19 protein-coding genes and 2 pseudogenes are annotated in these 19,332 nt (G+C 69.6%); 8 read left to right on the forward strand and 13 right to left on the reverse strand.

Features of this window, described 5'->3' with window-relative positions; genetic code table 11:
- Nucleotides 1–148: 148 nt before the first annotated feature.
- A complete protein-coding gene (locus tag IEZ20_RS30510) occupies nt 149–913 on the reverse strand; it encodes a transposase family protein (protein WP_189304617.1) in 765 nt (254 codons plus the stop codon).
- A 306-nt stretch (nt 914–1,219) separates the two neighbouring features.
- Nucleotides 1,220–1,963 (reverse strand): dienelactone hydrolase family protein, encoded by a 744-nt coding sequence (locus IEZ20_RS30515; RefSeq protein WP_189304618.1) that lies wholly within the window; start codon nt 1,961–1,963, stop codon nt 1,220–1,222.
- A gap of 413 nt (nt 1,964–2,376) precedes the next feature.
- Between IEZ20_RS30515 and IEZ20_RS30520 the strand changes: the two genes are divergently transcribed.
- Both IEZ20_RS30520 and IEZ20_RS30525 read left to right on the forward strand, forming a co-directional pair.
- Nucleotides 2,377–2,979, forward strand: coding sequence for a transposase family protein (locus tag IEZ20_RS30520; RefSeq protein WP_189304620.1), 603 nt, complete (start codon nt 2,377–2,379; stop codon nt 2,977–2,979).
- 367 nt (nt 2,980–3,346) lie between these two features.
- Entirely contained in the window at nt 3,347–3,724 is a 378-nt protein-coding gene (locus tag IEZ20_RS30525; RefSeq protein WP_229896337.1) for an HIT family protein, read from the forward strand.
- A gap of 894 nt (nt 3,725–4,618) precedes the next feature.
- On the opposite strand, the gene IEZ20_RS40810 is transcribed toward IEZ20_RS30525, so the two are convergent.
- Together IEZ20_RS40810 and IEZ20_RS30530 are read right to left on the reverse strand one after the other, a co-directional pair.
- A complete protein-coding gene (locus IEZ20_RS40810) occupies nt 4,619–4,966 on the reverse strand; it encodes a hypothetical protein (RefSeq protein ID WP_373303991.1) in 348 nt (115 codons plus the stop codon).
- A gap of 72 nt (nt 4,967–5,038) precedes the next feature.
- A pseudogene (locus tag IEZ20_RS30530) lies at nt 5,039–5,523 on the reverse strand (DUF8841 domain-containing protein); the annotation flags it as partial.
- A gap of 165 nt (nt 5,524–5,688) precedes the next feature.
- Here IEZ20_RS30530 and IEZ20_RS30535 point away from each other — a divergent pair.
- From IEZ20_RS30535 to IEZ20_RS30555, 5 genes are all read left to right on the forward strand, one after another.
- Nucleotides 5,689–6,084, forward strand: coding sequence for a MerR family transcriptional regulator (locus IEZ20_RS30535; protein ID WP_189304622.1), 396 nt, complete (start codon nt 5,689–5,691; stop codon nt 6,082–6,084).
- Between the two features lie 106 nt (nt 6,085–6,190).
- Nucleotides 6,191–7,114 (forward strand): NADP-dependent oxidoreductase, encoded by a 924-nt coding sequence (locus tag IEZ20_RS30540; protein WP_189304624.1) that lies wholly within the window; start codon nt 6,191–6,193, stop codon nt 7,112–7,114.
- Nucleotides 7,115–7,504: 390 nt separating this feature from the next.
- The gene (locus tag IEZ20_RS30545; RefSeq protein ID WP_189304626.1) at nt 7,505–7,693 is read left to right on the forward strand and encodes a hypothetical protein; all 189 of its coding nucleotides are present in this window, start codon (nt 7,505–7,507) and stop codon (nt 7,691–7,693) included.
- A 549-nt stretch (nt 7,694–8,242) separates the two neighbouring features.
- A complete protein-coding gene (locus IEZ20_RS30550) occupies nt 8,243–8,437 on the forward strand; it encodes a hypothetical protein (protein WP_189304628.1) in 195 nt (64 codons plus the stop codon).
- Entirely contained in the window at nt 8,430–9,293 is an 864-nt protein-coding gene (locus tag IEZ20_RS30555; RefSeq protein WP_189304630.1) for a sigma-70 family RNA polymerase sigma factor, read from the forward strand. The genes IEZ20_RS30550 and IEZ20_RS30555 overlap by 8 nt, the downstream gene beginning before the upstream one ends.
- 69 nt (nt 9,294–9,362) lie before the next feature.
- Here IEZ20_RS30555 and IEZ20_RS40010 read toward each other — a convergent pair whose 3' ends face one another.
- Both IEZ20_RS40010 and IEZ20_RS30560 read right to left on the reverse strand, forming a co-directional pair.
- A complete protein-coding gene (locus IEZ20_RS40010) occupies nt 9,363–9,824 on the reverse strand; it encodes a hypothetical protein (RefSeq protein WP_229896338.1) in 462 nt (153 codons plus the stop codon).
- Nucleotides 9,821–10,390, reverse strand: a complete 570-nt coding sequence (locus IEZ20_RS30560) for a hypothetical protein (protein WP_229896339.1) — start codon at nt 10,388–10,390, stop codon at nt 9,821–9,823. The genes IEZ20_RS40010 and IEZ20_RS30560 overlap by 4 nt, the downstream gene beginning before the upstream one ends.
- Nucleotides 10,391–10,900: 510 nt before the next feature.
- Between IEZ20_RS30560 and IEZ20_RS30565 the strand changes: the two genes are divergently transcribed.
- On the forward strand, nt 10,901–11,308 hold the full coding sequence (locus IEZ20_RS30565) for a HEAT repeat domain-containing protein (RefSeq protein ID WP_189304678.1): 408 nt from the start codon (nt 10,901–10,903) through the stop codon (nt 11,306–11,308).
- Nucleotides 11,309–11,335: 27 nt separating this feature from the next.
- Here IEZ20_RS30565 and IEZ20_RS30570 read toward each other — a convergent pair.
- From IEZ20_RS30570 to IEZ20_RS30600, 7 genes and pseudogenes are all read right to left on the reverse strand, one after another.
- Nucleotides 11,336–12,270, reverse strand: a pseudogene (locus tag IEZ20_RS30570) (IS110 family RNA-guided transposase); the annotation flags it as partial.
- Between the two features lie 523 nt (nt 12,271–12,793).
- Nucleotides 12,794–13,693: a PfkB family carbohydrate kinase gene (locus IEZ20_RS30575; protein WP_189304633.1), complete on the reverse strand. Its 900-nt coding sequence runs from the start codon at nt 13,691–13,693 to the stop codon at nt 12,794–12,796.
- Between the two features lie 114 nt (nt 13,694–13,807).
- Nucleotides 13,808–14,809, reverse strand: coding sequence for an SIS domain-containing protein (locus tag IEZ20_RS30580; protein ID WP_189304634.1), 1,002 nt, complete (start codon nt 14,807–14,809; stop codon nt 13,808–13,810).
- Nucleotides 14,810–14,882: 73 nt separating this feature from the next.
- On the reverse strand, nt 14,883–15,728 hold the full coding sequence (locus IEZ20_RS30585) for an ABC transporter permease (RefSeq protein ID WP_189304637.1): 846 nt from the start codon (nt 15,726–15,728) through the stop codon (nt 14,883–14,885).
- Nucleotides 15,725–16,633 (reverse strand): ABC transporter permease, encoded by a 909-nt coding sequence (locus IEZ20_RS30590; protein WP_229896340.1) that lies wholly within the window; start codon nt 16,631–16,633, stop codon nt 15,725–15,727. The genes IEZ20_RS30585 and IEZ20_RS30590 overlap by 4 nt, the downstream gene beginning before the upstream one ends.
- Complete coding sequence (locus tag IEZ20_RS30595) at nt 16,597–17,868, reverse strand: polyamine ABC transporter substrate-binding protein (protein WP_189304639.1); 1,272 nt, start codon at nt 17,866–17,868, stop codon at nt 16,597–16,599. Before IEZ20_RS30595 ends, IEZ20_RS30590 begins: the two co-directional genes overlap by 37 nt.
- Nucleotides 17,869–17,884: 16 nt before the next feature.
- On the reverse strand, nt 17,885–19,081 hold the full coding sequence (locus IEZ20_RS30600; protein ID WP_189304641.1) for an ABC transporter ATP-binding protein: 1,197 nt from the start codon (nt 19,079–19,081) through the stop codon (nt 17,885–17,887).
- Nucleotides 19,082–19,332 lie beyond the last annotated feature (251 nt).

Here is a 19,332-nt window from a genome sequence, read left to right on the forward strand (position 1 = left end):
GCCCACAACACGGTCGACCGCTGCATCAGGCGAGGCATCGCCACCCGCTATGAGAAGACAGCAGCCGTCTACCTGGCCGGACTCCACGTTGCGAGCAACTTCCTCTGGTCAGCCAGGTGATCCAAACGAGACTGAGCCTCTGCCAACCTCAGATTGGGCAGGTCAGGTGGAGGGTGAGGACGGCTCGGACGTGGCTGGTGATTCGAGTGGTGCTGCACCGAAGTTTCCGCAGCAGGCGCCAGGTCTTCAAGGTCGTCATGGCCTGCTCCCCGAGGGCCCGGTTGCGGGCGTGTGCGGCGTTGACCGCGCGTTGACCTGTCGAGAGCCGGTCCCACCGGCCGCGGAAGGGCACCCGTACGGTGCCGCCCGCGCCTTGGTAGCCCTTGTCTGCCCAGCAGGTCACGCCCGCCTCAGTGAGGGCGTCGATGATGCCGTGGGTTCGGGCGGCCCTGATGTCGTGCACGGCGCCGGGTAGGGCGGACGAGGCCCACAGCAGCTTCCCGTGTGGATCAGCGATGATCTGCACGTTCATGCCGTGTCTCTCGTGTTTGCCGGAGTAGAAGGGCCGGTCAGTGGCGATCCGGTCGATCGGCAGCAGCGTCCCGTCCAGGATCACGAACGCCTTCCTCGGGGCGGCCGCCACCGCCGTGGCGAGGTCGGGCGCCCGCACCGCGAGCAGTCCGACCGCTTCCGTGATGTACCGGTACACCGTGCTCACACCCACCTCGAACCCGGCCGCGAGCTGCGCGTAGGTGTGCCCCAGGCGCAGATGTGCCAGCACCAGCAGCGCCTGGCGGCCGGCGGACAGCCGCCGCCACCGAGTCCCGCGCGCCTCCCGATGCGCGGCCAACCGGTCGGTCAGGAACCGCAGGTGCCGGGTGGACAGGTCGAGGGCAGACGGGTGAACAAGCACATGAAGCTCCTGGCGGCACGGGTGATCTTGGTCGTGAACCCGTCTACCAGGAGCTTCATTGCGTGCGCAGGTCAACCGGCCAATGGGTCAATGGCTTTGTTCACGAGAACCGACAGCAGTTGTCAACGAGTTTGGGCGGCACTCGAAGCTGTGCAGAAATCGAACAGTTCACGGCGTCGGGCACCGTGGGCCCCTGCCGGGTTGGCAGGGGCCCACGGCAAACAGCAGAGGAGCGCCAGGACTGCCCTTGACGGGCAGTCCTGGCAGACACCGCTTATTGTCTGCTGGTGGCCTGACGGCCCGGCCTCAATTCAGGTGCCGGGCGAAAAACCGGGCGCTGGCGTCGAGCTCGAACTTCGGGACACCGGTGTGCCCGCCCATGTTGGCGTGCAGAGTCTTCTCCCTGGAGCCGAAGGCGTCGAACAGGTCCAGGGCCGCTTGTCGGTCGTTCCCCTCGTCGTCCCACTGCAGCAGGACCTGCAGCGGAACGGTGACCGCGCGTGCTTCCTCGAACATGGCGGCGGGCACGAAGCTCCCGGCGAAGAGACTGGCGGCCGCGATGCGCGGCTCGACCGCCGCCAGCCGGACGCCGATGGAGATGATGCCCCCCTCGTACCCGACCGGGCCGCCGATCTCGGGCAGCGCAAGGAGGGCGTCCAGGGTGGCCCGCCATTCAGGGACGGCCTTCTCGACCAGCGGGAGGATGAGGGCGTCGACGGTCTCGCCGCCGACCGGCTCGCCGGCCTCGACCATCCGGCGCAGGTCGGCGCGGGCGTGGTCGAGGACGGCCAGACGGGGCCGGTCACCGCTCCCGGGGAGCTCGATGGTGGCCACGGCGAAGCCGTACTCCGCCGCGTAGTGCCGGGCCCGCCCGGCCAGCCGGGGGTACATCTTGCTCAGCCCGAGCGGCGGCGGGCTGATCACGATCAGCGGCGCCGGTGCGGATGCGGACGCGGACTCGGGCGTCCACAGGAATCCGGGGATCTCGCCGAGGGTGAATTCGCGTTCGAGGACGCCGTTGGCGAAGCGCTGCTCAGAAGTGACGTGCATGGTCGTGCCTTTCGGGAGTGCTCTGAAACGGCGCTCCCGGACGACCTATCGCCCGACCGTGACCCCGGAGGGGAGCACCCATGTCGATACTGCGTTCACGGGTACCACCTCCTCGTTCTCTCGCACGGCCTCCGGAAACTTAGCAGTGATCTTCGTAGTCCGCCAAACGGTTTCTTGCACAGGGCTCCGTGGGCCGGGAGGCCTATTCACGGGGGTTTCGGGCTGGCTGCCCTTGATCACGAAGGAGGCCCTGCTCGGTAGCGTGGCGTTTGCGACGACGTCAGTTTTCCATCGAGGCAGGGACGTTGAGCTGAAACGTTACGACAGGGCTGGGCACGGATCAACCGGACGGGCTGGTAGCCAGCGTCCATGCCGAGCTGCGGGCCGTTCCTGACGGCCCGTCCCCGGAGCGGATGTGGGTGCTGGGCCCGTACAAGTCGGTGGTTCTGGTGCTGTTCCTGCTGCGGCAGAACCCCGTCCAGGAGGCGGCAGCCGAACTGTTCGGGATCTCCCAGGCCAGGGTCTCGCGCCGCTGGAGCATGCTGCTGACGGTGGTGGAGAAGGTCCTGAACAGGCATGTTCCCGACCCGGCCGAGGCCTCGGCCGGGCGGATCGTGCTGATCGACGGGACCCTCGTGCCGACCTGGGACCGGGCGAGCGAGGGCACCTCGATGTTCTCCGGCAAGCACCGTGACACCGGCCTCAACCTGCAGGTCGCCGCCACCCTGGTCGGGGATCTGCTCGCCGTCTCCGCTCCGGTGCCCGGCAGCCGGCACGACACCTTCGCCTGGCGGCAGTCCCACTTCCCGGGTGCATTCGCCGACCGCGACAAGCTCGGCGATCTCGGCTACGTCGGCACCGGGATCCGCACGGGGCGGCGCAAGCTGCCCGGCCGGGAACGGACTGCGGGAGACAAGATCGCCAACCAGTCGATCAATACGCTCTGCGCCGCCGTCGAACGCGCGATCGCCCACCTGAAGGACTGGAAGGTCCTCGCCACCAAAAAGGGCTGGTGAACCCTCGTGAATAGGGCTCCGGGTGCCGCGGAGCCGGAACAGAGCTACTTGGGATCTCATTGCGGCTTCCCGAGGTGAGGTCCTGCGACAGCGGGGCGTACTGGGGGCGCTGTCGTTTCTCATGAACATCGAACACGACGCGCCGCCGACGCCTCCCAAACTCGTGTACAGGTGCTGTCGGTTCTCGTGAACAGAGCTAGGTCAACGAAGTTGGGCTTCGACATCATCGCTGCGGGCTGCGTATAGGCTGGTGCGCGTGGATGTGACGGGGTGTCTCGGGTGTGACCTTCTGACCGGGCGCCGGGAGTTGCCCGGGGGCGTCCTGCACGAGACCGCTGCTTGGGTGGTGAACCACGTCGTCGGTCCGATGAATCTCGGCACCCTGATCGTCGGTCCACGGGAGCACGTCGTGGCCATCGCTGAACTCGACGACACGGCAGCGGCGGAACTCGGCCCCTTGCTGCGCGATACCGCTCGTGTCGTGGAGACGCTGTGCCGGCCCGAGCAGACCTACGTCTGCATGTGGTCACACGGCCGCGACGCACGCAAGCACCTGCACATCGCGGTCCAGCCGGTGACCGCCGAGGTGCGGGCCCGCTACGGCGGGTTGCGCTCCGAGCAACTCCAGGCCCGAATGCTGGCCGACGGTGACGAGCCGGACACCACGGAGGTCGAGCAGTTCTGCGAGCAGGCTCGCGAGCTGTTCCGAACGATCACCGACGGCAGCGCCGAACACCGCAGCTGATCACTGCGTGGCCTCAACATGAGGTTGGCAAAGACTCACTGCCTACCTTCAGCCCCCGGCCCATGACGATGGGCCTCTCTCGTGGGCTCGGCTGCCGCTTCCTCTTACCGCCAGGTCGAGGGCACGGCGCCGTGCGCACCGTCAGCGAGGGGCACCCATTCCCATGCACGCCATCGCCACCCACTCGGGATTTCGCCGCGCCGCCGACTTCACCCGCGTCTTCCGGCGCGCTTACGGCGTCTCTCCCAGGGGCTACCGGCACGAGGCGGCCCCCTGGGCCGTGAGTGGACTGGCTGCTAGCAACTGGCGACTGTTTGCTGACGACGCTGCTGTGGCTCTTTCGCCATTCTGGTGATGCGTTGCCCGATCTTGCTGCTCCGCCTGACGAGGCGGAGCAGCCTTTATGCAGGGAAGGAAGACATGCGTATTGCCAGGCGAGTCTCCACCGCGATCGCAGCGGCCGCGTTGATCGGAGTCGCGGCCGGCGCCACCCCGGCCTACGCAGGCACTGATATCGGATGGATCGAGGTGAACCTGCCCGCTCGTCCGCCTCTCGGTTACAACGGTGCGGGAAAGTTCGAGTCAAACGGTGACTTAGTGAGCGTCTGCGATGGAGACGCTGACGGTTTTGGCGTCAGCGCGTGGCTTGTCGACTCGGAGGGCTACGAGCTCGCGCCGCCAGTCCATGTGGGAGGGAAAGGCGACTGCGCCACCAGGACGCGTAACCTCCGGGAAGGCACGGCGGTCAAACTGCTGGTATGCCTCACCAAGGGCTCGGTGGGCTCTCCTTGCGTAACATCCAGGCTGGGAGCCGCGTAGGTACAACAAGACTGTCAGGAGTACCGATGTCGACTCCGGCGTCATGCCGCGCGGCCTCACGGGCTCCCTTCGCTGCTACCCAGGCGACGGCCTCCGCTCCGCATCGGCCCGTCCACTGCCGCCGTCCAGCCGGGCGGGGGAGTGGCGGCACGTCCGCAGCCGCAGCACGCCGGCGGCAGGCAGACCCTCGAGGCCGACCAGGCAGCGCTTCATGCACAACAGCCTCTCCTCGGGGCCGCGCATGTGGAAGCGGGGCAGGTGGGCCAGGACGGGGTGGCCGTCACTCGCCTCGCACGGCGCCGGGTCCACCGGCTCGGTGCCCAGCGACCCGGGCCGGTGCTCGCGGTGCCGCCGGCCGTCGGCGTCCGGCTGGCTGGCGCGGGTGGGCGGGTTGAGCGCGGTCATCAGGTGCAGTCCCGTCACCGCGGTGGAATACAGCGGCGTCACAACCCGCTGCGCGTACACGCCCAGCACCCGGGCCAGCTCCGTCGGCTCCAGTTGCGCGGCATGACCCCTCGCGCGGCCGTCCAGGGCGCGCCAGGAAGGGATGCACAGCTGCACGCACCGCCGCCGTTGCCCTGGATGGGGCGGTAGATCCGCGCCCACGGAGCCAGCCCTCGCTTGGCGAGCCGGCGCCGCCCGGCGAGCCGTTCGGACGCCGACAGCGAGGCGGGCATGCCGTAGCGCTCGCACGCGGCCTCGGTGAGTACTGGCAACGCATCGGCGTCCTTGCACGAACCGTGCAGCTTCTCCGCCCCGAGCTGCACCTCGGCCGGCGCCCACTCGATCAGGGCGGGCAGGCACTTGGCGGGCACGTCCGGGATCAGACCGCCGACGCCGTAGCCGGTCACCTGCCGGTCGGCCAGAGCTTCGCTATCCACCGCGAACCGGTGGGTAAGCGGATCACGACGGCGATTGCGGTGGCCGAACCCCGCCGGGGATGTCGCCGGCCGCCAGCTGTGACGGGGTGAGACCTGCACAGGGCCAGGGGTGTCGGCGTACCGAGAAAAGTGCTCAGGCGTGTACAGGCGAACGTGCTCAGCCGTGGACTCGGGAGGACAACCCTGCGGCTGTGGGGGTGTCCGCGAGCGTCCATGACTCGACGGCGGTCTGAACCTGGAGCACGCGGGCGTAGGCTCTCAGGGATGCGGATAGGCGAGTTGTCCAAGCGCACGGGCGTGAGTCCCCGCTCACTGCGGTACTACGAAGAGCAGGGCCTGTTGACCAGCTCACGCTCCGACGCAGGGCAGCGTCACTATTCCGATGCTGCGGTCCAGCGCGTGTCACTCATCCGGCAGCTGTTCGACGCGGGTATGTCCAGCAGGGTGATCGCGACTGTGCTGCCGTGTGTGGACGTCCCGGGTGACCTGGGCGTCGCCGAGGAGACGTTCACGGCGATGATGCGCGAGCGCGACCGGATCGACGCCGACATCGCGCACCTGATCGAGACCCGGGATGCACTCGACGTGCTGATCAGGGCCAACAGCCGACACCGGGCGGAGCTGTCCACGGCCCCGGAACCGGTGGCGCAGTCAGCCTGATGCTGTGATCTGCATCTCAGCCGGTTGCCCCTCACATCAATGTCAGAGGTGAGGATGGCGACTACGCCCGGAATCACCGGGTCGGTCATACGAGAGGCGGCGGAAGATGGGGCAGGCGTGGGGTTTCGGCAGGTATGGCGGGCCCGAGGTGCAGGAGTTCTTCGATCGTCCCGACCCCGTCCCCGGTCGCGGCGAGGTGCTGATCCAGGTCGACGTCGCCGGCGTGAATCCCCTCGACCACCTTCTGCGCTCGGGTCTGGTCGACGGGCTCGATGGCGGGCGTCCGTTTCCCCGCGTGCTGGGCATGGAGGCAGCCGGAACCGTTCTCGCCCGGGGCGAGGACGTCAACGGGCTCGAGGTGGGTGACGCGGTCTTCGGCTTCGCACTCACCGGTGGCGGCACCTACGCCGAGACGACGGTGCTGTCCGCGCCGAACACCGCGCGCGTCCCGGAGGGTCTGTCCGCGACCGTGGCGGCAACGCTGCCAGTAGCCGGGACGACCGCGGTGGACGTGCTCGACCAGCTCAGCCTCCCGGCCGGTGCCACGGTCCTGGTCAACGGAGTCGGGGGCGGGGTCGGCCTCGCCGTCGCCCGGCTGGCTATCGGGCGCGAGCTGTGTGTGATCGGCACCGGGAGTACCGCCAAACGCGAGCACGCCGAGGCCATCGGGGTGCGGTTCATCGACTACACCGCCGAGGACGTCGCCGCCGCGGCACGCGAGCTGGTTCCGGACGGCTTCGACGGGATCGTCGACCTGGCCGGAGGCACCTCGCTGCGGACGGTCGCTCCGCTGGCCCAGGATCCCCGCAACGTCATCGCTGTGGGTGATATGTCTGTGCCCGATCTCGGTGGGCGTTTCGTCGAGCGTCGCGTCGACCGCGAGAACCTGGAGCGGTCGGCCCGGCTGGCCCTCGACGGACTCCTCGCACCCGTAATCACCGCGGTCCATCCGCTCTCCGACGCCCCGGCCGCCCTCGCCACCGTCGAGAACGGTCACACGGCGGGCAAGGTTGTCATCAAGGTGGCATGAGAAGTGCCCGGCCGTCTGACGCTGTCGACCGTCCATTGCGGACTGACCAGAACCCGTGGTCAGCGCATCATCAACTGAGCACGTTCACCTGTACGGGGTTGAGCACGTTCTGGACTGTCGCACGCCGACAGCTGTCGCCGCGGGGGCCGGGCCCCACAACGAGAACCGCAGACCGGGCGCCACCTCTCGCCGTTCCGGCCCAAGGCCTTAGTCGACGACCTCCACGGAGCGGCCTTCGAAGAACGCCCGGACATGTGACTCAACGGCCCCCGCGGCCAACACCTTCGCATCACTCACCGCGCGATCACCCCACCGCGATCGACCGCCCCTGCCGGCTCACTCAGCGTCACAGGACTGGCGACGTCAGCTGCGCATACGCGACACCTCGACATGCGAGCCCACCAGTCCCGAGGCCGCATCCGTGCCGCCGAGGCCGATCTGATCGACGCCCTGCCCGGCGTCCGCCTGCCCGACCTGGACGAGCTGCGCGCCCGCGGTGCTCTCGGGGCCCACCCCGTGACCTCCCGGCCCGGCCGGCGGACGCTCGCGCCCGTCAGCCAGACCGACTCAGGAGGCTGACCCGCGTGCACGGCCACGTCGACGTGGCCGTGCCCCCGGCGCCCGCGCTGCTACCGCTGGGCCTCGGTGTTCTCGCGGATCGCCGCGGCGACCTCCAGCAGGGCGTAGGCGACGGCCGCCAGGCCCTCCCTCCCCGAACGCGTCGGTCTTGTGTTCGTCTCCCTGCCGGTTGGCCGCCCGGTCCGCGTTGCGCTACGCCTCGTACCCGGAGGTGGTCATGTCTGCCACGCCCGCCGTGGCCTTCCCTCCTCCGCCGGACCGTCCGGCAGGACTCCTGCTGCCTCACCTGCCGCATCAGCCGCGAACCGTACGAGTGCACGGCGACGGCCCCGGCCACCCAGCGGCGAACCCTCAGAGCCGGCGGCCGCGCTGGCGAGGAGGATCCGCCCAGCGTCGACCTGCGTCCGCCTTTCTCTCCGCCCAAGCGCCCTTGCCGTACGGCGCAGTTTTTCCGCACCCATGTAAAGAATCGTCCGCCGGGTCGCCTCTCAGCATGCGTACGGCCGTGCTTCACCGTGAGGCGCTGGGCCGCGAACTGGAGGAGGTCCGGTGGAGTCGACGGGTTCGGGGCTTGTGGTCCTGCTGTTGGTGCTCTTCGCGCCAGCGCTGAGCAGCGTGCTGCAAAGCATCGCGTTCCGCAACCGCGCGGCGGGCAAGGCCGAGATGATGCGTGCCAAGAACAACACGCCGGACGCCCCGGCGGGCAAGGGGCGCTCCGCGGGGAAGCGAGGGCGACGTGGCTGATCAGGACAGGCCGCGCTCGCGGCACGCCGAGGCGCTGGGAGCACTGGTTGAGCAGCGGTATCCACTGATGCGCCGCTACGCCGCAAACCGGCTGCGCAACCGCGGGGTACCCCTGTCGTCGGCGGACCCGGAGGACATCGTGCAGAACGCCCTCAAATGCGTGCTGGCCGTCACCGAGCCGATAAGCAACGTGCGTGCTTACCTCTACACATGCATGGACAACGAGATCAAACGAGCGGCTAAGCGTTACCACCAAGGTATGGGCTACGCCTCGCTCGACGCGGACGTGCGGCTGGCGGACGAGCTGACCGTCGAGCCCGTGACCGAGGTCGAGCTGCGGCACGTGGTCCACGAGGCGATGCGCGACCTGCCGCTGCAGCAGCGCAGGGTGCTGCTGCTGACCCGGGATCTGGGAATGACCCAGACGGAGGCGGCTCAGGTACTGGGATCTGCGCCGGGCACAGTGGGCGTCCACGCCCACCGCGCGATCCGCGCGCTGAGCGTCACGCTCGTCGGCCTCGGCACCGCCCTGGTTGCGTTGATCACCTGGGCGATGACAGCCGGCGACCGGGAGATCATTCCAGCCGCCGGCATCGACTCCCCGGTCGGCGCCGTGACGTGGGGCCTCACTGGCGTGATCGGCGTCCTGATCAGCGTGCTGGTGGGACTGTTTTCATGGACAACGGGCGCCGGCGGCTTGCGATGGTCGAAGGTACTGCGAGAACTGCTCAAGGCCGTGGAACCCGCTCGCCCCCAAGGCAACACCAGCGCCTCCAACTCCTCCGCCGGAACGGCGCCGCCGGACAGCACCGGTCGGTCTGCTCCGCAACGCGGGCCCGACGCGCCGCTGCAGTGACGTCCACTAGACCTGCGCCAGGAGCTTCCCGCCGTGGTCGGCCCGGTCACGGGCTCGACCACGTGGGGCTCATGACGAGGCAGGGTCCTCACCGAACACCGGTTCCTGCTCAACGCCGATGTCCGTGCGGATGCGGTGAGGGCGGGCCGGGTGGCGGAACCGTCCCGCAGCGTCCCGGGCGACGTCGACCGCCACCTCCAGCACCACCGCGGGCTCCATCAGGAGCATGTCGCCCCAGCCCGGCGGATGCGCCATGGCCGCGGCCTTGAGCCCACCGCGCAGGGCATCGTCGCCGACCCGGCTCGAGGAGCCGTCGGCGCATCTGCGTTCGGAGGAGAACAGCGGGGCACCGGGGCGGGTGCGGTCGTCGTCGAACTGGCCCCAGACGTCCTCGATGAACCACCGCAGCGTGCGGTCGGCGCCGTTGATCAGGGGGACCATCCGCTCGCGCGGGCCCGAGCCCCGGGCTCCTTTGCCATGGCGCACGTGGAGCTTGCCGAAGCGGCCCAGGTCCCAGTTGATGTCCGTCAATCGAGCTTGCACGCCTCGCTGACCCGCAGCCCGACCTGGGACATCAGCTTGGAGGCGGTGTAGTTCCGGGCGGTCGGGGCGAACTTCCGACAGGTCGCCAGCTCGCCGCCCCACCCGGCGAACAGCGTCTTCACCTCTGGCCCGGACGGCGGAATCCGCAGCGCCGCGTCCTTCGACCCGCGCGGCCGGTTCATCTCGTCAATCGGGCACTCGATCACCCGACCGGTCATCCGGTGGATCTCGACCTTGTGCCGCAGCTCCAGGAACAGGAAGTACGTGGGCAGCGCCTGAGAACGCCCCAGCCGGGTGCCGCTCGGCGAAGCCCGCAGCACCTTCCCGAAGTCCGCGTCGGCGTCCGGCGGATCCATCTCCCACAGCGGCCGCCCGAACCAGGGCCGCATCTGCTCCAGGTGTCCGACGTCCCCGTGGATCGTGCCGTCCGCCAGCCTCGCCGAGGCCCGCGCCAGCACGAACCCCGCCAGCACGTCGGTCTCGAACTGCGCCAGCTTCTCCGCCATGGCCAGCGGCCGGACATCGCGCAGGTCCCGTACGACAGCCAGGGCCAACCCGAGCCCCCTCACCTTCACGATGACTGTCGACCGGTCAGATACGGTGAGAACGCTTCAGGAATCCCGAAGTTACGTCAGGGCGCGAAGAGTTACCAGAGAGAGGGTGAATCCCCTGGCCACGAGGGTGGTGACTCTGCGGGGCTCAGGAGAACTCACGGGATGTCGCACACACGCTGCCGACCGGGGGCCGACGACGCTCTCGGGGGAACCATCCCCGCGGGCGCGGGGAGCACACTCATGGACCTGCATTCTTACCGCGCCATCGGCTTCCTTTTGACTTTCATCAAATCCGGCATATCTCCTAAAAAGCGTTTCTCGGGCGAACTGCCGCCCCGCGCATGGGCACGGGCGCGGAGACCAGGGCCGGACGTTCGGCCCCTCAGATGTGGGGGAGCGGCCATCCGCCAACGCGGGGGGTGCCTCTATGTCTTTCGTCAAGCGTGTGGGCAGCTTCTGCCCGGGGTTCGATCTTCTCTCTGGGCATGAGACCGTCTGGTCGTGCCAGAGATGACGAGTGGGTTGGAGGCGGCCTTGGCTGAGGCGTCGTCTCCTTCGTGGACGCAACGTGTTCGTGCCGGGCGTGACCTTGCCTCCTTCGCTGATGTTCCTGAGGCTGCGGAAACGCTGGTGGGGCTGCTGCTGGACGTCGAGGACACGGCGGTGACCCGGCAGACCGCAGAGGCCCTGGCCCGGGTGGGGACGGTGGCCGCCATAAGGCTCATCGCTCTCGCAGTTGCCGAGGCTGACGACAACCAGGCTGAATGGCTGCAGACTGGGGTGCATGACGCGCTCGTGGGACCGAGCGGTGTGCCAGGCGTCGCAGCGGCCTGCGGGAAGCTCGCCCGGGACCCGGAAGAAGCTGTCCGTCAAGGTGCCGCAGATATCTCGGCATGGACAGACAACACGAGGTGTTGATCTGCATCGACCTGCCTGTGGGCTGGTTCATGCGGCTGTCGCCTGGGAGACGCGGGATTCGTAGAAGGTGCCGTCGCGGAGCATAGCGAACAAGACGCTGATGCAATGGCGGGCGAGCCGGAGGAGGGCCTGGGCGTGGGTCTTCCCCCGGCTCCGGCATTTGTCTAGTAGGTGCGGGAGGCGGGGTCGTGCAGGGCGGCGAAGGCCGAGAAGAACATGGCCCGTTTGAGCTGCCGGTTTCCGCCTCGGGGTGCGTATTCGCCGTGGATCGAGGTCCCCGAGGATTTCGTGGCCGGGGCGAGTTCGGTGGGGGCGAGATGGGGTGGCGCTGGGGAAACTGGTGCCGTCGCCGACGGTGACCAGCAAGGTGGCGGCGGTCCTGACCGCGACCCCGGGCATCGAGGTCAGGACCTTGGAAAGAGGGTGCTCCTCCAGCAGGGCCGTGATCTGGGCTTCCAGAGCACGTCGTTGCTCGTGGACAGCGGCAAGGGACCGGGCCAGTGACGGGATCACGACGTCGAGTGTGCCGGTGCCGGGCACGACGACGGTCTGTTCGTCGAATGCGTCGAAGATGTCGTCGATGAGCCGGGCGGCCATGCGCGGGGCTTTGGGCCTGGTCGCCTCGACGAGCCTGCGGCGGCCGGCGTTCCGCAGCGAGGCCGGTGAGCCGTAGCGTTCCAGCAGCCAGGTCACGGCGGGGTGGTCCAGGCGCGGGCCGAGGACGCGCTCCAGGCTGGGGTGGAACTGGGTGAGCAGGCCGCGTATCCGGTTGGAGGCGCGGGTGGCCTCGGCCGCGAGGTCCTGGTCGAAGCCCGCCAGGACGGTCAGCTCGGCGGTGATCTCGTCGGTCAGCTCCAGCGAGCGCAGGGTGGGCGGCATCGTCCGTGCGCGTCCGCGACCACCGCAGCCTCTTTCGCGTCGGTCTTCGCCTCGCGCGGGTAGAGGTCGGCGATCCGTCGCATGGGGTCCTCCCGATTGAGGTTCGTGTGGTGCTGGCCAGGGAGTCGGCGCCGTACACACGCATCCGCGTTATGCAGACCTGCCGCCGCGAGTGGCCGGGCATTGCACCAGGCCAGGCAGTAGTCGGACCTCTCATCAGCGTCACCAACGGCACCCCTCGGGCCCGGTGACACCCACGGGGAACACCCAGCGAGTGACGGACGGGCGGGGTTGGCCCCTGGATCGAGACGACGTACCGGGCCTCGCGCGGAGGCTGGGGACCATCCCCGCGGATGCGGGGAGCAGGCTCACTGACCTGCACTCTTACCGGTCCGGTGGTGCGCACGCGCTGGTGTGTGCGCCGGACACCGCCCGCGCCCGGCTCGCCCTAGATGCGCTGTCCCGACAGGTTGGTGACGCGGCTGGCTGGTGTTCGGCCGTCGATGCCGGTGTGGAGTCGGTGGTAGTTTTACCAGTCCAGCCAGTCCAGCCAGTCCAGCCAGTCCGGGAACGCTGCCTTTCGTTCAGCGTCTGAGGCGCCGGCGCTCAGGCACCGGCCGGTGAAGGCGGCGCCTCCTCGAGTTCCGGGGCAGGCCGGCCGCGGCCGAAGGCGGCCTCGACGAGGCACTGGTCGTGGGCCGACCGCGCGCCGTGTCGCAGGGCGCGTTCCAGAGAGCCGCGCGACGGCGGATTGCGGCGGGACCAGCCGTCGTGGAGCAGGGACACCGCGAAACCGGCGAGGAACGCGTCACCGCAGCCCATGGTGTCGGCCATGGTCCGTGCGTCCGCCGCGCGGGCCGGTGCCGTCGCCAGGGTGTGGCCGTCGTACACGGCGGCCCCCGCCAGGCCCCGGGTCGCCAGGGCCATGCGCGCGCCCCGCGCCACCACGGCTTCGAGCAACCGCCGCGTGGCCGCCTCGTCCAGGTCCGAGCAGGACAGCAGGGCCAGGTCGAGGTGGGGGCAGACCCGGTCGAGGTAGGCGGGGGAGCGGAACTCGTCGTCGTCGGAGAGGTCGAAGCTCATCAGCGGACCGGCCGCGGCCAGCTTGGGCAGTTTACTCTCGGTGCGCGAATAGACGCTGGAGTGCACGAGCGAGAACGATGCCGCGTACGCGAGCAGCGCGTCGTCCAGGACGAGCGGTTCGCGCACGGTGACGCCACCGCCGTTGTAGCCGAGGAACACCCGGTCGCCGCCCCGCACATGGAGGGTGGAGACGCCGGACTCACCGTGGCGCATCACGCTGCGCTCGACCGCGACGCCCTCGGCCGCCACGGCCGCACGGAGGAAGACGCCGAGATCGTCGTCGCCGAACACCCCCAGATAGGCGGTGTCGAGACCGAGACGGCGGGCGTAGACGGCGACGTTGACGCAGTTGCCGCCCGGGTAGTCGATGCCGCGGTCCACGAAACGGTCCACGACGTTGTCGCCGAAACCGAGGATGTTCATCAAAGTCTCCAGGAGGGCGGGCGCCGCGTGGGTGCGCGGCGCCCGCTCGGGGCGTGCCGGTGCGCGGGCACGGGCACGCCGGGGCGGATGGAGGTGGGGTGGGACGGACCGCAATCAGTAGTCCATGACGCGGTAGTAGCGGCGCAGGTCCAGGGAGTGGTCGCGCACCCGCTCCAGGTGCTTGCTGACCCGGTCCATCACGGTGTCGAGCACCAGCGGCGCCAGCAGTCCCCGGAACTCGGGGCTGATGCCGTCCAGGGGGTAGTCACGGGTGTCGAAGACGGTGACGTCCTTGGAGACGCGCCGGACGAACGCCTCGGCCCGGTCGGTGAGCGCGCGGGTCTCGTCCTCGCCCTGGAAGACGATGACGCTGGTGTCCTCCTGCAGCAGCTCCAGCGAGCCGTGGAAGAACTCGGCGCTGTGCACCCGGGTGGTGCGCAGCCACTGCATCTCCTCCAGGATGCACATGGAGTACAGGTAGGTGAACCCCCACAGGTTCCCGCCGCCGATGAGGAAGTGGTAGTCGGTGTCCTTGTGCGCCTCGGCGAAGTCGGACGCCACAGGCTCCGCCTGCCGGGCCACCTCCACCAGGATGCGCGGCAGGCCGCCGAGTTCGTCGGCCAGTCGGTCGTAGCCGGTGAACTCGCCCCGCCGGGACAGCAGCCGGCCCATGAACAGCAGCATCTGGACGTCGAACGGCCAGGCCTTGGGCGCCGAGACCAGCGCGGTGTCCACCCGCTGGGCGACGGGGGAGTCGGGGTGGCCGGTGAAGCCGATGGTGTACGCGCCCCGCTCCTTGCAGTGGTCGATGGCCTTGAGGCTGTCCTCGGTGGTGCCGGAGACGGAGGTGAACACGGCGGCGGTCCGCTCGCCCAGGCGGGCGTCACCGGAGACGACCAGCTCCGCCGCGATGGCCGCCCGCACCGGCAGCACCGAGGTGCGCCGGGCCAGGTGCTCGTAGGGCCACATCTGCGCGTAGGTGCCGCCGGCGCCCACCAGGAGGACGTTGTCGTACCCCTCGTCCACGAGGCGGTCGACGACCTCCTCGATCCGGGGGCGCAGCGCCACGAGGCTTTCCGTCTGGGCGACGAACTCGGCTTCGTTGAAAGAGAGCACGGTGATGGTTCCTTCGAGGGTTGTGTCCGACCGGCCGAGGCTGGGCCGGTGTTCTGGCGGCGTGGGAGAGGCGTCAGGCCGCGCTGCGCCGGGAGAACAGCACGTTCGCACCGGCGATGACGAGGCCGCCGACGAAGATCAGCGTTCCCATGACGTTGACCTGCGGGGGCACGCCGGTACGGCTCGCGCTGTACACCCACAGCGGGAAGGTGAGCGTCCGGCCGGCGTTGAAGCTGGTGATGACGTAGTCGTCGATGGACAGGGCGAAGCACAACAGGGCACCGGAGGCCACACCGGGCAGCAGGGCCGGCAGGGTGACCAGCCGGAACGCCGTCCACGGCCCGGCTCCGAGGTCCCGGGCGGCCTCCTCCAGCGTCGGGTCGTGACCCGCCATGCGGGCCCGTACGGTGATGGCGACGTAGGGGATGCAGAACGCCACGTGCGCGATGACGACGGTCCAGTAGCCGCGCGGCACGCCGAGGACGATGAACAGCGACAGCAGGGCGGCGCCCAGGGCGATCTCGGGCGCGGCGATGGCGGCGAACAGCAGCAGGTCCACGGAGCCGCGGCCGCGGAAGCGGTGGCGGCCCAGGGCCAGGCCGATGGGGGTGCCCAGCAGGGTGGCCACCACCGTCACGACCAGCGCGACGGTGAGGCTGTTGACCAGCGCCGAGGTCAGGTTGGGGATGGCGAACAGGTGCCGGTACCAGGTGAGCGTGAAGCCCTGCCAGGTGAAGTTCACCTTGCTGTGGGTGTCGTTGAAGCCGAACAGGACCATGACGGCGATCGGCGACAGCAGCCAGGCCAGCACCAGCCAGGTGTACAGGGTGAGCGTGGGACGGCGGCGCGGGCGGCGGGCGGCGCGCGGCCGGGGCGCCGCGACGGTGTCCTCGGCGGGGGCGACGGTGCCGGTGGTCATCGCGCGGCCACCTCCAGCACGTCGTCGGTGCCCAGGGCGCGGGCGTAGGCGAACACGGCCAGCAGCAGGGCGCCCATGAGGACGAAGGACAGGGCGGCGGCGGCCGGGTAGTCGAGGTTGGTGAAGTACTCGGTCTGGATGATGTTCCCGATCATGGTGGTGGAGGGGCCGCCGAGGATGCCGGCGTTGACGTAGTCGGCGGAGGCGGGCACGAAGGTGAGCAGGACGCCCGCGAAGACTCCGGGCAGGGACAGCGGCAGCACCACGCGCCAGAAGGTCTGCGCCCGGGAGGCGTACAGGTCGGTGGAGGCCTCGAGCACCTTGGCGTCCACCCGCTCCAGCGCGACGTACACGGGCAGCACCATGAACGGCAGGAAGTTGTAGGTCAGTCCGCCGATCACCGCGTACGGGGTGGCCAGGACGTGGAAGCCTTCGGGCAGCAGACCCAGGTGCTTGAGCGGGCCGAGCAGGACGCCGTTGTCGGCGAGCACCACGTTCCAGGACTGGGTGCGGATGACGAAGGAGACGAAGAACGGCAGCAGGAGCAGGAAGAGGAAGACCGACTTGTGCCGCCCGGCCCGGAAGGCGATCCAGTAGGCCACCGGGTAGCCCACCAGGGCGCAGCCGGCGGTGGCCGCGGCGCCGTAGAGCAGCGAGCGGACCAGTTGCACATGGTAGGTCCCCACCACGTGGGCGTAGGTGCCGAAGTGGAAGGTCTGACGGAAGCCGTCGATGAAGTCGCCGGTCTGCAGGGACAGCGACACCATGACGATCACCGGCGTCACGAAGAAGGCGGCCAGCCACAGCCATCCCGGCAGCACCAGCAGGTACGGAGCCAGGACCGCGCCGGGGCGCCGCCGACGGCGCGTCAGGACTGGTAGATCGGCTCGAACAGCGCGTTCCACTGCTTCTCCTCCGTTTCGTCGAGCACCCGCAGGTGGCGCAGCTTGGCTTCGTCGGCCTTGGTCGGGAACACCAGCGGGCTGCTGCTCAGGGAGCCGAGCAGGGACCTGCGCTTGCCGGTGGCGGCGGCCGCGTCACGCGCGATCACCGGCTGGGCTTCCGGGACGGGACAGACGAACTGCACGGTCTCGCTGATCTTCGCGGCGACCTCGGGCCGGTAGGCGTAGTCCATGTACGTCAGGGCATCGACGGGGTGCGCGGCCGTCGAGGGGATGCACAGGTTGTCGGTCCACAGCAGTCCGCCCTCCTCGGGGATGACGAACTCCAGCCGGGAACCGCTGCGGTTGGCCTGGAAGACGTCGCCGGAGTACACCAGCGAGGCGTACAGGTCCCCGCGTTGGAGCGAGGACTGGTAGGTGGTGGTGCTGTAGGAGCGGACCAGGCCGGCGTCGCGCTGTGTGCGCAGCCAGGCGGCGGCCTTGCGCCAGTCGGCGTGCGTGGAGGTCTCCGGGTCGACGCCGACGGCCAGCAGGGCGATGTTGCCCAGCTGCACCGCGTCGTTCCACATGCCGACCTTGCCGTGCAGCTTCGGGTCGAGCAGGTCCTGCCAACTGGTGATCTTCCTGCCGACCTTGGCCGGGTCGTAGCCGATGCCGGTCATGCCGGACTGCCAGGGGACGGTGTAGACGTTGCCGCGGTCGAAGGAGGAGTTCTTGAACGCGGCGCCGCCGTACCGGGCGACGTTGGGGAGCCGGGCGTGGTCGAGCGGGGCGAGGTAGCCGAGTTCGATGTACTTGGGCAGGTAGCTGTCGCCGCCCAGCACCATCAGGTCGTAGCCGATGCCCTGCCCGGAGGCGAACTCCGGCTGGATCTTGCCGAACCAGGAGGCGCTGTCGTCGATCACTTCGTCGTAGGAGACCTTGATGCCGGTCTCGCGGGTGAACGCCTCCAGGGTGGGGTGCCGGCTCTGGTCGCCGGGGTCGGTGTCGATGTACTGGGTGTAGTTGGCGAAGCTGAGCCGGCCCTTCTTCGTGCGTCCGGTCCAGAAGTCGCTGACGGCGGCGGCGATCTCGGCGGCCGTGCCCGGCACGGGCTTGCGGGCGCCGGGCACGCTGCACGCGGCGAGCGGGGCCAGGGCGGCGGCACCGAGGGCGGCACGCAGCAGACCGCGCCGGGAACAGCGGCGCTCGGTCAGTCCGCGCAGCCAGGGCGCGGGAGGTGTGGGCTGCAGGGGCATCGTGGTCGACCTGTCGTCAGCGCGGAGTAAGGGAACCGGAGTCGGGGACCGCACGGCCGGCGGCGCCGGAGGCGGCCGGGGCGGCGGGCGTGCTGCCGAGCGGGTAGGAGTGGGCGGTGGCCCAGGACAGCCAGACGGTGTCGCCGCGGGCGGGTACGGCGGAGGCGGTGCCGTCGTTGGGCTGGAAGACGGTCATCTCCGCGCCGGTGCTCGTGGCCACGGTGTAACTGGTGGAGGTGCCCAGGTAGACCACCTCGCTTACGGTGCCGCGGACCCGGCTCGCGTCCCCGGCCGGGCCGGTGGTCAGGGTGATCTTCTCGGGCCGTACCGTGAGCTGGACGCCCGATCCGGCGGTGGGCGCGGCGGACGGCGGTACGGTGATGCGCTGTCCGTCACCGAGGTCGATCACCCCGCCCTCCGGTCCGGCGGTGGTCAGACGGCCGCTGATCAGGTTCGAGGTGCCGATGAAACCGGCGACGAACGCGGTGGCGGGGCGCTCGTAGACCTCCTGCGGGGAGGCGACCTGCTCGATCAGGCCGCCGTTCATGACCGCGATCCGGTCCGACATGGTCAGCGCCTCGGCCTGGTCGTGCGTGACGTAGATGAAGGTGATGCCCACCTCGCGCTGGATGCGCTTGAGCTCCAGCTGCATGGACTGCCGCAGCTTCAGGTCGAGCGCGCCCAGTGGTTCGTCGAGGAGCAGGGCGCGCGGGCGGTTGACCAGGGCCCGGGCCAGGGCCACGCGCTGCTGCTGGCCGCCGGAGAGCTGCCGGGGCCGGTGGTCGGCCTTCTCGGCGAGTTCCACGGTGCGCAGGATGCGGTCGACCCGGTCGCGGATCTCGCTCTTGGGGACCCGGCGGCGGCGCAGCCCGAACGCCACGTTGTCGGCGACGCTCAGGTGCGGGAAGAGCGCGTAGGACTGGAACACCATGTTGATGTCCCGCTTGTTGGCCGGTACGCCGACCATGTTCCGCCCGTGCAGCAGGATCTGCCCGCCGCTCGGCTCCTCGAATCCGGCGATCATCCGCAAGGTGGTGGTCTTGCCGCAGCCGGACGGTCCCAGCAGGGAGAAGAACTCCCCTTCGGCGATGGTGAGGTTCACCCCGCGTACCGCCGCTCCGCCGCGGACGCCGCCGAAGTCTTTGACCACGTCGACGAGGGTGATGGCCGGATCTGCGCCGACCGGCGGCGGCGAAAGGGTGTCGGTTGCCATCGCGGAGACCTCCGTGGTTCGGATAGGGGAGAGCAGGCGGCCGTCGGGCAGGGCGTGGGGACGGCCGTCCGGGAGACGGCAGGAGGATGCGTTCTGACCGGGCAGAATTGATAACGTTACCAACGCGGTCGTACCTTACCCACGCCCCGCGGGCCCGCGTCAATGGTTGAATGGCGCTGAATCCCACCGTCCCGTTCCCCGGCGTTCGCCGGGCCGACACGAAGAGATGCGCACATGCCCCCTGGAGCACA

Source organism: Streptomyces cinerochromogenes, from assembly GCF_014648635.1.
Taxonomy (GTDB): Bacteria; Actinomycetota; Actinomycetes; order Streptomycetales; family Streptomycetaceae; genus Streptomyces; species Streptomyces cinerochromogenes.